General features: G+C 44.3%; 14 protein-coding genes. 11 read left to right on the forward strand and 3 right to left on the reverse strand.

Annotated features, from left to right (window positions below; all coding sequences use genetic code 11):
- Positions 1–138: 138 nt before the first annotated feature.
- The 10 genes from BK120_RS00800 (at position 139) to BK120_RS00850 (ending at position 10,380) form a co-directional block, all read left to right on the forward strand.
- Positions 139–1,080, forward strand: a complete 942-nt coding sequence (locus tag BK120_RS00800; RefSeq protein ID WP_076265576.1) for an aldo/keto reductase — start codon at positions 139–141, stop codon at positions 1,078–1,080.
- Positions 1,077–1,832 (forward strand): sugar phosphate isomerase/epimerase family protein, encoded by a 756-nt coding sequence (locus BK120_RS00805; RefSeq protein ID WP_256710747.1) that lies wholly within the window; start codon positions 1,077–1,079, stop codon positions 1,830–1,832. Before BK120_RS00800 ends, BK120_RS00805 begins: the two co-directional genes overlap by 4 nt.
- Positions 1,833–1,908: 76 nt before the next feature.
- A complete protein-coding gene (gene iolD, locus BK120_RS00810) occupies positions 1,909–3,774 on the forward strand; it encodes a 3D-(3,5/4)-trihydroxycyclohexane-1,2-dione acylhydrolase (decyclizing) (RefSeq protein WP_076265577.1) in 1,866 nt (621 codons plus the stop codon).
- A gap of 18 nt (positions 3,775–3,792) precedes the next feature.
- Positions 3,793–4,788 carry a 5-dehydro-2-deoxygluconokinase gene (gene iolC, locus BK120_RS00815; protein ID WP_076265578.1) on the forward strand — a complete coding sequence of 332 codons (996 nt, stop codon included), beginning with the start codon at positions 3,793–3,795 and terminating at the stop codon, positions 4,786–4,788.
- Between the two features lie 18 nt (positions 4,789–4,806).
- The gene (locus tag BK120_RS00820; RefSeq protein ID WP_372238944.1) at positions 4,807–6,270 is read left to right on the forward strand and encodes a CoA-acylating methylmalonate-semialdehyde dehydrogenase; all 1,464 of its coding nucleotides are present in this window, start codon (positions 4,807–4,809) and stop codon (positions 6,268–6,270) included.
- Positions 6,271–6,362: 92 nt separating this feature from the next.
- On the forward strand, positions 6,363–7,175 hold the full coding sequence (gene iolB / locus BK120_RS00825; protein ID WP_076265579.1) for a 5-deoxy-glucuronate isomerase: 813 nt from the start codon (positions 6,363–6,365) through the stop codon (positions 7,173–7,175).
- 161 nt (positions 7,176–7,336) lie between these two features.
- Positions 7,337–7,636 (forward strand): heme biosynthesis protein HemY, encoded by a 300-nt coding sequence (locus BK120_RS00830; RefSeq protein ID WP_076265580.1) that lies wholly within the window; start codon positions 7,337–7,339, stop codon positions 7,634–7,636.
- A gap of 341 nt (positions 7,637–7,977) precedes the next feature.
- A complete protein-coding gene (locus BK120_RS00835) occupies positions 7,978–8,346 on the forward strand; it encodes an iron chaperone (protein WP_076265581.1) in 369 nt (122 codons plus the stop codon).
- 562 nt (positions 8,347–8,908) lie between these two features.
- Positions 8,909–9,343, forward strand: coding sequence for a hypothetical protein (locus tag BK120_RS35810; protein ID WP_076265583.1), 435 nt, complete (start codon positions 8,909–8,911; stop codon positions 9,341–9,343).
- Between the two features lie 257 nt (positions 9,344–9,600).
- Positions 9,601–10,380: a class I SAM-dependent methyltransferase gene (locus tag BK120_RS00850; RefSeq protein WP_076265584.1), complete on the forward strand. Its 780-nt coding sequence runs from the start codon at positions 9,601–9,603 to the stop codon at positions 10,378–10,380.
- A gap of 129 nt (positions 10,381–10,509) precedes the next feature.
- On the opposite strand, the gene BK120_RS00855 is transcribed toward BK120_RS00850, so the two are convergent.
- Complete coding sequence (locus BK120_RS00855; RefSeq protein ID WP_076265585.1) at positions 10,510–11,427, reverse strand: poly(ethylene terephthalate) hydrolase family protein; 918 nt, start codon at positions 11,425–11,427, stop codon at positions 10,510–10,512.
- 193 nt (positions 11,428–11,620) lie between these two features.
- Between BK120_RS00855 and BK120_RS00860 the strand changes: the two genes are divergently transcribed.
- On the forward strand, positions 11,621–12,151 hold the full coding sequence (locus BK120_RS00860) for a DinB family protein (protein ID WP_076265586.1): 531 nt from the start codon (positions 11,621–11,623) through the stop codon (positions 12,149–12,151).
- Positions 12,152–12,252: 101 nt separating this feature from the next.
- Here BK120_RS00860 and BK120_RS00865 read toward each other — a convergent pair whose 3' ends face one another.
- Both BK120_RS00865 and BK120_RS00870 read right to left on the reverse strand, forming a co-directional pair.
- A complete protein-coding gene (locus BK120_RS00865; RefSeq protein WP_076265587.1) occupies positions 12,253–12,441 on the reverse strand; it encodes a hypothetical protein in 189 nt (62 codons plus the stop codon).
- A 48-nt stretch (positions 12,442–12,489) separates the two neighbouring features.
- The gene (locus BK120_RS00870; protein ID WP_076265588.1) at positions 12,490–13,128 is read right to left on the reverse strand and encodes a cell wall hydrolase; all 639 of its coding nucleotides are present in this window, start codon (positions 13,126–13,128) and stop codon (positions 12,490–12,492) included.
- Between the last annotated feature and the right edge of the window lie 102 nt (positions 13,129–13,230).

A 13,230-nucleotide genomic window follows, 5' to 3' on the forward strand; every position in this document is an offset into this window, starting at 1 on the left:
GTATCGCTACCATACAGATTGTTGAACAAAAATGATGAGCTGTTTAAAACGTTTTGTTGGAGACATTTTCGAACTTCGATTGATGCCTCTATTGAAAGAGGAAGAACAGAATAAGTGCAGCATGAAAGGAGTGTTCATATGGAAATGATGGAGATGCAAGGTGTGAACAAGCCGATGTCCCGGTTGATTATGGGAACGGGAGACCTGAGAGTATTGGACGATGCAAAACGGTTGATGCTTGATGCTTACATTGAAGCAGGCGGCAATATGTTTGATACTGCCCATCAGTACAGAGGAAAAGAGAAGATTTTGGGACAATGGCTGGCGGAGAAGAAGATCAGGGAAAAAGTAGTCATTATGAACAAAGGCGCTCACCACGATGATGGGAGTCCAGGTCCACGGGTGAATCCGCAAGCCATCCGAAAGGATCTGGACGAAAGCTTGGAGAGGTTGGGAACAGATTATATCGATCTATATGCGCTTCATAGAGATGATCCGACCGTCGAGGTTGGGCCAATCATGGAAGTGCTAAATGAGCAGCTTGAAACGAAGAAGGTTCGAGCGATTGGCGCATCGAATTGGTCGCATCAGCGCATACAGGAAGCGAACGAATACGCGGCGGCGCATCAGCTAGTAGGTTTTACGTTTAGCAGTACGAACCTGAGTCTTGCCAAAGCGAAAGAGCCGAGGTGGGAGGGCTGTGTGTCTGCTGATGAGGAAACCTGCAATTGGCATGAGCGCAACCAACTACCGCTATTGTCATGGTCTTCGCAGGCAGGCGGGTTTTTCTCAGGCCATTTTACACCAGACAATCTCTCTGATTCGGAAATGGTGAGAGTGTATTACAACGACAACAACTGGGAGCGATACCGACGAGCGGTGAAGCTAGCGGAGCTGAAACAGGTAACGCCGATTCAAATCTCATTATCTTATGTTCTTCATCAACCTTTCCCAACATGTGCAATCATCGGACCTCGAAATCTTGATGAGCTTCATGATTCGGTTATGGCTATGAATCTACCATTAACTGCTGGGGAAGTCGAATGGCTGGATTTGAAAAAGGAGGAGATTGCGGAATGATCAAACATCAATTGGCGGCTCAGCTCTACACTTTGAGAAACGAAGTTAAGAAGGATTTTCCAGCGGTGCTGAAGCAATTGAGTGAAATGGGATGGGCGGCCGTTCAAATCGATGGGCTGCACGGATATGAAGCACGAGAAATTGCTGCGGTGATGAAGGAACTCGGATTACGTACCGCTGGCATGCATGTAGGGCTGGAACGAATGAAGTTTGATTTAGATGCTGTGCTGGAAGAGGCTCGCTTATTCGATACGAAAGACTTTATCTGTCACTCCCTGCCGGATGGGCTGCAAAATCCAGAAGGGTATGAAAGCGTTAAGAAAGACTTGCTTGAAGTTGCTGCTAAAGTTAAGGGTACGAAATATCGCGTTGGCTATCATAATCATGATTTTGAATTTCATACATCCATAGATGGTAAATTTGCACTGGAGTACTTGCTTGATGATCCAGCCATTTACGCTGAGATTGATACGTACTGGGTTCGCAAAGCTGGGCAAGATCCTCTGTCCTTCATTCAGAACTACGCGAATCGTATGCCGATTCTTCATTTGAAGGACATGACTGCGGACAGCAGAGAGACTTTTGCTGAAATCGGATCAGGAGTTATTGATTTTTCTCCAATCCTGCAATGGGGATTGCGAAGCGGCGTTGAGTGGTTTGCGGTAGAGCAGGATTACTGCACAGGAAGTCCGTTGGACAGTCTGGCTGCTAGCCTGGAATACTTATTGAAATTGGAAAAAACGCTCGTTTAACCTTGAAGCCCGCATCTGAATAACCGGAACAGCGGGCTTTTCCTTATCCAATCTATAATGAATCGAGGTTTTGCTGATGAAAACGATTCGCCTTACTATGGCGCAGGCTTTGCTGCGATTTTTGGATCAACAGTATTTGTCTGTAGACGGAGAAGAGATAAAGTTCGTTCGTGGTGTTATGGGTATCTTCGGACATGGTAACGTCACAGGTATCGGCGAAGCTCTAGAGCGAGAAACTACTGAGTTATTGTTCGTGCAGGGCAAGAACGAACAAGGTATGGTTCACGCGGCTACAGCTTACGCTAAACAGAAGAACCGTCGTCAGATCTTTGCCTGCACGACTTCAATCGGCCCAGGAGCACTTAATATGATGACTGGCGCCGCAACCGCAACGGTTAACCGCATACCTGTGCTGCTTCTGCCAGGCGATAACTTTGCTTCCCGACAGCCTGACCCCGTACTGCAGCAATTGGAGGTTCCGAGTGACTACTCCATATCGGCAAACGATCCGTTCAAGGCAGTCAGCAAGTTTTGGGATCGCATCGTCCGCCCGGAACAGCTGATGTCGTCGCTTCTACAAGCGATGCGTGTGCTGACTGATCCAGTCGACACCGGAGCGGTTACGATAGCGCTGCCGCAGGACGTTCAAACAGAGGCTTATGATTATCCAGTACGCTTCTTTGAGAAGCGAATCCATTTCCTGCAGCGCCGTCCAGCGGAGCAGGATGCCATTTTACGTGCCGCAGATTTGATCATGCGCAAGAAGAAACCTTTGATCATCGCAGGGGGAGGCGTTCACTATGCGGATGCGACGAAAGAGCTTCTTGCATTTGCAGAAGCATTCGGCATTCCGATAGCTGAGACGCAGTCGGGCAAAAGCGCGGTGCCGTGGAATCACCCGCTTGGCCTCGGCGGAGTTGGTACAACCGGCACACTGGCGGCGAACCGGGTAGCTGCCGAAGCAGACTTGATCATCGGCGTCGGTACACGGTTTTCTGATTTCACGACCGCATCCAAATCGGCTTTTCGCAACTCCGATGCTGCATTTCTGAACTTGAATGTTAGTTCATTTGATTCGGTTAAGATGGAAGCGGATTCGATCACAGCAGACGCAAAGTTGGCGATTGTCGCACTGCAGTTGGAATTAACGAATCGCAGATTCAGATCCAGCTATGCTGACGGTTATATTCAAGAGTTGAAAGCGGAGTGGGACAGTGAAGTTGATCGTCTCTACGCCTTGGAGAGCGCCAATGGGTTAACCCAGACTAGAGCACTCGGTATCATTAATGGATTCATCGAATCGAAGGATGTTGTCGTTGGTGCCGCTGGAAGCCTTCCGGGCGATTTGCACCGTGTCTGGCGTGTAACTGAACCGAACACTTATCACTTGGAATATGGTTTTTCCTGCATGGGGTATGAAATAAGCGGTGCTTTTGGCGTCGCGCTAGCGGAACCGGATCGTGAAGTGTATGCGTTAGTTGGTGATGGGAGCTACCTCATGCTGCACTCTGAGCTGATTACGGCAATCCAAGAGGGCGTGAAGCTGACCATTTTACTATTCGACAACAACGGGTTTCAATGCATTCATAACTTGCAGCGCGGTCACGGCAGCGACGGCTTCGGCAATGAATTCCGCTTCCGATCCAAAGAGACGGGAAGGTTAGATGGACCGTTTATGCCTATTGATTTCTCTTTGCTTGCCCGCGGCTTAGGCGCTGCCTCATATAAAGCTGCCTCAGCGAAAGAACTGGAGCAAGCGCTGCACGACGCGAAAGCGGAACAAGGACCTGTGCTGGTGGAAATTAAGGTGCTACCGGGAACGAATACGGATGGTTATGACTCATGGTGGAATGTCGGTGTACCTGAGGTGTCTGTGAGCGACAAAGTGAGGAAGGCGCATGAGCAGATGCAGCAAAACATCAGTGCGGCGCGCCCTTATTAATTGGGAAGAAGGGATATGATGGATACGATTACTTTTGCAGGCGATAAGGATTTGGATTTTGTAGCAATCGGCCGCCTATGCATTGATTTGAATGCCAACGAAATCAATCGTCCTATGGAAGAAACGATGACTTTCACCAAATATGTGGGCGGTTCACCGGCCAACATCTGCATCGGTATGTCGCGATTGGGCATGAAAACAGCGTTTATCGGCAAGATTGCTGATGATCAGATGGGCCGATTCATTGATCAATACTTGCGAAATAACGGCATAGACACTTCAGGTATCACAACGGATCAGACCGGAGCGGTTACCGGACTTGCTTTTACAGAAATCAAAAGCCCAGAGGATTGCAGCATACTGATGTACCGCAGCAATGTGGCAGATTTGTTGCTCGCGCCTGAAGAAGTTAACGAATCGTTGATCAAGCGAAGCAAAGTGCTGCTCGTATCCGGTACGGCGCTGGCACAGAGTCCATCCCGCGAGGCGGTGCTTCTTGCGCTTCGTTACGCACGTAAACACGGTACGAAGGTGATATTCGATATCGATTATCGGCCATATTCGTGGGCATCTCCCGAGGAAACGGCCATATATTATCATTTGGCAGCGGAGAAAAGCGATATTATTATTGGCACGCGCGAGGAATTCGATATGCTGGAGCGGTTCGACGGCAACACCGAACGCAGCGACGAAGTAACTGCGGCGCAATGGTTCGGTTACCACGCCGAGATCGTCGTCATTAAGCACGGCAAAGAAGGATCGATTGCTTATGGCAAAAACGGCAGCTCACAGCGGGGTTCTATTTTCCCGGCTAAGGTTATCAAGACATTCGGAGCCGGCGACTCGTATGCAGCAGGATTTATCTATGGACTTATGCAGGGATGGGATATCAGCCGCAGTATGACATTCGGGAGCGCGTCAGCTTCCATTGTTATTTCCAGTCATAGCTGCTCGGACGCCATGCCGACAGTGGAGCAGATTGAACAATATATGCTTTCTTCCAAACAAGCGTAGTTGGAGAGGAGAACGACAATGATGACCCAAATGCAAGCACTTATACCTTTATCGAATTTTATTGGAGGCGAATGGATCGCCTCGACTTCAGGCAAGACGGAACCCGTATTCAATCCAGCAACCGAAGAAATTTTGGCTTATGTTCCGCTGTCGTCTAAGGATGAAGTTGATCAAGCTGTCCGAAATGCGAAAGAAGCGTTTAAAACATGGAGTAAAACGCCGGTACCACGCCGTGCTCGAATTCTTTTCAAATACCAACAGTTGTTAGTTGAACATTGGGAAGAGCTTGCGCAGATCATTACCTTGGAAAACGGGAAAAACTATCAAGATGCTCACGGGGAAGTGATGCGCGGGATTGAATGTGTTGAATTCGCTGCAGGGGCGCCAACGCTCATGATGGGAAAACAGCTTCCAGACATCGCTACAAATGTGGAGTCGGGTATGTTCCGATATCCGATTGGGGTTGTGGGCGGAATTACACCGTTTAACTTCCCAATGATGGTACCCTGCTGGATGTTCCCGCTTGCAATTGCTTGCGGCAATACGTTTGTCCTGAAGCCCTCCGAGCGGACGCCGCTTCTTGCGAATCGTCTGGTGGCGCTATTTAAAGAAGCGGGTTTGCCGGATGGCGTGCTGAATCTTGTACATGGCTCACATGATGTCGTAAATGGTCTGATTGAGCACCCGGACGTCATTGCGATTTCGTTTGTTGGCTCCCAGCCCGTCGCGGAATATGTGTATAAAACCGCAACTGCGCAAGGGAAACGGGTTCAGGCGCTTGCCGGCGCGAAGAACCATACCATCGTCATGCCGGATGCCGATATGGACGGAGCGGTGACTCAAATCATCAACGCGGCATTTGGCTCTGCGGGCGAGCGCTGTATGGCATGCGCTGTCGTCGTTTCCGTTGGGAAAGCGTCTGAAACGTTGATTGATAAATTGGTCGCGGCAGCTGATAAGCTAATCATTGGTAATGGCATGGATAAAGATGTTTTTCTAGGGCCGGTCATCCGCGGTCCGCACAAGGAACGTACGCTGGGCTATATTGCGACAGGTACAGAAGAGGGAGCGGTACTGCTCCGTGATGGACGTACGGATGCGGCATCAAATGGTGAAGGGTATTTCGTCGGCCCGACAATTTTTGATCATGTGACGAGTGAGATGAAGATTTGGAAGGACGAAATATTTGCTCCCGTTATGTCGATTGTCCGCGTGGATACGCTGGAAGAGGCGATTGAACTTGCCAATCGTTCAGAACTAGCAAATGGAGCGTGCATTTTCACTCAAAATGGCAGTCATGTTCGTCAATTCCGTGAAACGATCGACGCTGGTATGCTGGGTGTGAATTTGGGCGTACCTGCCCCAATGGCATTTTTCCCTTTCTCTGGCTGGAAGAAATCATTCTACGGTGACTTGCATGCTAACGGTTCAGACGGTGTCGAGTTTTTTACGAGGAAGAAAATGGTCACTTCCCGCTGGTAAGCGGCTCGTTAGCAGGAGGATCGGTTGATTCTGATCCTCCTGTTAAAATGTATGGACAATGGATCAAAATACCCGAGGGGAGGCATTTGAAAATGAGTGAACTGATTGTAAAACCGAACCAAACTCCGGATCAGGAAGGTAATACCCTTCGGATTACTCCAGAATCTGCAGGGTGGGATTATGTTGGTTTTGAAGTGTTTACGCTAGATGCCGGACAATCACTTAGCCGTCTGACAGAGGAGCGGGAAGCTTGCGTTGTCCTACTTAGAGGAAAGGCTGACGTTTCTACAGAGAAGTCAGAATGGAAGAGCATCGGCCGCCGGATGAATGTTTTTGAGAAAATTCCTCCTTATTCCGTGTATGTTCCATCTGAGGATAAGTTCACGATTACCGCATTAACAGACCTGCAAATTGCTGTATGCTGGGCTCCAGGCAGCGGTACGCACGCAGCAAGATTGATCGAACCTGGTCATGTTGGGGTTGAAAATCGTGGTGAAGGCAGTACGCAGCGGCTCGTTCATAATATTTTGCCAGAAACCGCAGATGCAGACAGTCTGCTCGTCGTAGAAGTGTTTACGCCTGCCGGTCATTGGTCCAGTTTCCCGCCGCACAAGCATGACCGTGATTTTTTGCCTGAGGAATCATTGCTGGAAGAAACCTATTATTATCAAGTTCAGCCAGAGCAAGGATTTGCGGTACAGCGTGTCTATACTGACGATCGTTCGTTGGACGAGACGTTGACTGTAGGCAACGGTGAAGTTGTGCTTGTACCTAAGGGCTACCATCCTGTATCTGCTCCTCCAGGTTATGATGTATATTATTTGAACGTAATGGCGGGGCCTGTTCGTATTTGGAAGTTTTATAACGATCCGGATCACGCTTGGCTGATGCCGAAGCCACGATAAGATCTATATAACGAGGATTAAAATGCTACAATTGAAAGAGAGCAATGTCATTTGTAATGATGGCATTGCTCTCTTTTTAATTTCGATTACTCAAAACTTGACATCCCATTCTGTAACTAATATTATTACAGTAAGTCAAAAAAGAATAGAGGACATAAAGCATGAAATGCAAAATTAATCGAAATGCAGCAACCGTTTTAAAAAAGATGTTGAGCAGTAATGAATCGGAAGGGAAGATGATTCGTGTTTTTATAACTCAGAATCATGGAGATCATGGTCATTATGATATAAAGCTGGATACACCTACTGAACATGATGAAATTGTAAAAACAGACAAAGACATTGAAATTGTATTAGATAAACGTGAACCGCTATTAGACGGGGTTTGGATTCAATATTTTTATGTGCCGGAAGAAGGTTTCTTCATAACGAACCCTTCTACAGGTTTTCTTGAGAAATAAGGTTTAAAATATTGATGGTCAACAGGGAGGATGCAAAAATGCATCCTCTTTAAGCATTTATAGAGAGTACATGATAGGATAATGATATTGTCCGATTGCTTGAAACCCTACAGATGGACAAAGTCCGGTAATGGAGTTCTGACGACTGCATAAAACGAAAATGCAGGATAGTTTAACTTCTTCGCGAATATTTAATATCAATTAATTAATCATTATGGAATCTAAAAGCAACTGGCCATTTATCTAAGTAAGGGGAAAAAAATCGACCTTATCAAGGACCAGAATGTAAGAGATGAAAGACTTCTCTGAAAGATAACTTATTATTTTTAGGAGGGCACAACATGGAAGTTTTTGAAGAGTATTTAGCAACTATCGTTAACCTAGAACATCGGAGCCGAGCGGAAGAAGTTTTAACTTGGGTAACTAAGAAATTTCCGAATTTAAAGCCGAAAATCGCCTGGAAGCAGCCTATGTTTACCGATCACGACACATTTATTATTGGCTTTAGCGTAGCCAAACAACATATGGCTGTTGCCCCTGAAAAAGCAGGCATTAATCGTTTTTCTGAGGAGATTGTGCAATCAGGTTATGACAACACCAAGGAGTTAATACGTATCCCGTGGGCTAGTCCGGTCGATTTCTTATTACTTGAGAAAATAATCGAGTTTAATATTTTGGATAAGGCAGACTGTTCGACTTTTTGGCGGTAGTATAAAACCTAACATGAAAATTAGCTTATTCGCACTCGGGATATTCAGGGCTATCCAAACTGAAGTGAAATATATTTACTAATTGGAAAACCAGTGAGCAAGAGCGTAGGCACAAATGTGCTTACGCTTTTTTTCATGTTTCAACGGGAATATAGAAATAGGAGGAAGTAATTGTCTAAGTTAAGGTATAATATGGTAGAAAACAACTTTGTTGTAAATTCATACGTAGTGGGAGTATTGGAGGGGAGCAAAGATCAAGAAGAAAAATTGGATTGTTTTATCAGTTATCTGTTTTCTCTTAGGATTGTTAGCTTGGTGGACTGATATTTTATTTGATCATATGTACAAATTGTGGTTGCTTACCTTTCTAATAAATCCTATAGGATTTTTATTTGGGCTGCTTGGAAGAAGTAAATGGGGAATGATCTCCAATGCACTAATGACCATCAGTGTTTTTATTTTTATGTTTATTGGATACTTAATTGCTGCCCTTTTTGGAGGACAGCCGTGAAATTAAAGTAATCATTTCGAAACCATTGATTTATAAAAAGGGAGGTATTGTATGAAGAGAAAGCATTTAATTTTCTTTATTTTGATCACTTCTTTATTATTTTCAGGTAATTTATCAGCAACTTCATGGGCAAATGAATTTGTTGTTTGGCATGGTTATGTTTATGTAATAAGTGATGAGTACGTAACAGATATACATAAAAAGATTGGGCATGTCACTGTATATTCAGATATGGAAACCTATACTGGCAATTACTCTAACTCATATAAGAAGGGCACTAAATATTATTCAATTAAAGGTATTAGTACAGATGAAGCGATCGCAGTTCAACATAAAGATGGGAAGTTTATAAAAGCAAACCGAGATGGAAAATTCAAAGGAGAGAATACTGATTACTCAGGTTTAGTGAGAAATGTGATTATTATTTGTCTGTTAGCCATTTTGGTTATCTTTCTCGTTAGAAACAGAAATAAGAAGCGGACTTAACTCGTATAGGCACTCTAGTATGTAGATTGTAAAAGTCAAATACGAGAGATTATAAAGGAAACAAATGCCAACCAGATGTTCTTGGTTGGCATTTGTTTTTTTACTAGCACGTGGCTGAAATCTGAGCTGCTTTTTGGACGGAAAAAGCAGCATTTACAACCTCAGGAACTTATGATAAATTGAAATTAGTTTCACATTATGAAATGGTGTTTCATACAATGAAACAAAATACTCATTTTATAAAAGGAGAAACAGCAATGGGAGAATCAATAAAAGATCAAGTACAGAAGCAATTTGGAAAAAATGCTGCAAAATATGTAACAAGCAGCCGCCATGCCAAAGGCGAAGATTTGGCTTTTCTTGTTTCATCATCCCAAGCCAACAAAGAGATGGAGGTACTTGACGTTGCAACAGGAGGCGGGCATGTGGCCAATGCGCTTGCACCGCTCGTCCGTCATGTGATTGCTTATGATCTGACAGAACAGATGTTAGAGAAGGCTGCGGAATTTATTCATGGAAATGGACATTCTAACGTCGACTTCGTACAGGGGGATGCCGAGCTGCTCCCATTTGCCGATGCATCCTTTGACTTGGTAGCTTGCCGAATTGCAGCGCATCATTTTCCGAATGTGCCTGTTTTCGCTTCAGAAGCATTTCGCGTCATTAAGCCGGGCGGCAAGCTGCTTCTAATTGACAATGTTGCTCCTGAGAATGAAGCGTTTGATGAATTTTACAATCAGGTTGAAAAGCAAAGGGACCCTAGCCATGTTCGTGCCTGGAAAAAGTCTGAATGGATTAACCTGCTGGAGAATAGCGGGTTTCGCCTTGACATCATGGTTCGTTTCCCCAAACCGTTTAAATTCCAAGATTGGTGTGAACGGTCAGATCTTCCCGAAGCGGAGCAGGCTTTACTTGAAACAAAAATGCTGCAAACCCCAAAGGAGATGAAGGATTTTTTCTTTATCCAAACTGATGAATCGGGCAGACTTACCTCATTTAGCGGAGAATCTGTATATATTCAAGCGGTCCGTTCATAAATATTTCTTAAGTAAACGTCCCGATGTAAATAGAAAAGGGCTGCTCTCAAGTCAAGTAGGTTTAACTACGATTTGAGGCAGCCTTTTTATTTGAACGGTGTTTGAACGCACATACGCTATGAACAGCTATTATTGCTGCATATTTGCTGAATAAACATCTTTCCAGCGTTGGTTCTTTAAAATTTCAGCGTCTTTGCCCATAAAGGCGGTCATAGCTTGTGAATCATTCATTAACTGATATCTCATCCATGCGGTCAGATATCCTCTATGTTGACCGCCATCTTGTTCAATCGCCGTATGTGCCGCTCCTTTAGCCATCGCCATCATTGCCTGAATATGTGGATTTGCCTTACTAATCTCCACCTTGTTGGAGGATGAAGGAGAGATAATAAAATCACGCGTTCCACTCATCACAAAAAAAGGTACCTTTATCGCGGATGTGTCATAAACATCCTCTGGATCACAATATTTCAGCTTCGGGAGCGCAATTGAGACAACCGTCTTGATGAGATCGCCATGTTCAAAGTTGGTGTGGGCGTTTATTACACCTGTGGAGCCTTGAGAATGACCTGCAGCGCCTATTTGATCTTTTTGAATTCGTTGATAGAACGGGCTGCCGGGCATATCGTTTTGTGCTAACATATAATCAATGGACGCAACAATTTCTTTTCCCGTTCCAGTTGTTGTGCTAAAAGTATCAATAACTACAAATCCCCAGCTAGCTAAGTGATGAAAAAGTTCATCGTATTGCTCAGGCAGCGCTCCTGTTCCGTTGCCCCAAGCAATGAGCGGATGAATTGATCCTTCTGAAATCGGGGAGTAGACTTTATATAGCTTTTCTCCTTGCTCATCTAAGACCTCCTGTGTTTCTACTTCAAATTCACCAGATGACGCATATTTCTCTTCCACGCTGCCCGTCTTAAAAGCAGCAGAAACGGAGTTTACCAGCAGAAAGGACACCGTAGAGAACGCAATCATCATAATTAAAACAATACCGGTCGTCCATAATAGCCATTTGCTTCTGAGAACTCTCTTAATTTGTGGCATACAAACTCCTCTCGCTATGACTAACGTGTACGTTATCCGAAATATCAGGTATAATGCCGGATGATCATGATGATGAGCCTTATTAGTTTTCATAGTTGTTTAGTAGTTTTATTATACTCTATGCTTATCGGCAATGTTAATTTTCACATCAAACCGTTCGCAGTTCATATTAAGCTAGGGAGGTTGGACTAGAATGCTATACGATTTAAAAGCTGATGCCAATAAGTCAACTATTGTGGGCATGTTATTTTCCGCTGTAAAAGAGAATAACCAACGGCTGCAACTAATTACTCGTGGCAAGTCACAAGAAGAAGTAGATTACAAGGGACCTGATCACAATTTTAATAGTACTGCTCAGTTAATCAAACACATCATGTATGTTGATCTGAATTGGGTTTATAGATTAAAGGGTCAAACACTTCCACAGTCATTAAAGGAATTATATGGCCCTATGATAGATGAAAACAATAGACTTCCAATGGTTAAAGGGATATCTTTGAACACGTTAATGTCCAAATATGATGATGTATTAAAAATGTTAAATGATTCATGTGCACAATTAACAGATGCTGATCTAGATAAAGTTGTTACATTTGGACATGAAAATGAAAAGCATGCAACGATACGTTGGGGCTTATGGCATATGGCTGACCATAGCCGCTATCATCAAGCTCATATTAATTTGCTTAGGAAATGGTATGGTGACAATTCGCTGTCTAAATAAGGGGAGAACTACAGCTATCATTTTTTTTGCACTGTAAAGATAAAAAAGAGCAAACGCTGCAGCAGCGTTTGCTCTTTTTGTTGATATAGCCCTACCTCACACTATTCAATTTTATCGAGAGATCTGTTTTTGGCGATATCTAAAACAAAATCCCCTAAATCATCATAACTCATTTGATTTAACTTCTCTTTGAGTGCTTCCGAAATCGTCTCTTTTTCAAATATTCCTTTAATAATATCAATGACCAATTCAACCCTAGCCTGATGCCGTTCCTTCGTATCCATGCGCATTCCTATATTCTCCTGTTCTCGATAGGCGTTCTTCATTATCGGCAAAACCTAAAGTGTAAACTGATGACTGCCTATTTTCTTAGTGGCTGTACGCGTCTTGAACCAAGCCGAATTGGTAATTATCGGATTAAAGAAAAACAACGCATTGCCAGTAGGATCATTCCCTTTTACAGCAGCTTTAGCGGCTTTGAATGCCGTTTGGTTTGGAATAAGCCAGTACTGTCCGTCTTTTACGGCAGAGAACGCATTGGGCTCCATAATGACTTCTTTTACTGTGTTCGGGAATTTTGAAGACTGAAGTCGATTCATGACAACCGCCCCAACCGCCACTTGACCTTTATACTCTTCTCCTCTAGCCTCGGCATAGATGACACGTGCGAGCATGGAAAGTTCCTTTTTGTTGACCGACAATTTTTTGAGCTTCGCCCAAGTTTTTGGACCTACAACGCCGTCACCCTGGAGACCGTTCTTTTTTTGAAAGACTTGAACCGCAGTGCGGGTAGCCTTTCCAAAACTGTTATCGATGGGCAAATTGTAAAAACCCATTGTTTGAAGCCGAAACTGCAGATCTGTAATGTCCTGTCCCTTGCTGCCAAGTTTCAACACGGGTGAAGCCTCAACTTTGTGATTGGATACGGTTGCGGTAACTAGTACGAGTAGGACAAATAGAGTCAAAAATCTGTTCATGATGAATAAATCCCTCCTGATGCGAATGATAGGTAATGATTGGATGGCATTGAGCGTTTATTCTAGCACAGCATGAATAGGATAATCTTGTTAAGATTTTCT

The sequence above is a fragment of the Paenibacillus sp. FSL A5-0031 genome (assembly GCF_001956295.1).
Lineage (GTDB): Bacteria > Bacillota > Bacilli > Paenibacillales > Paenibacillaceae > Pristimantibacillus.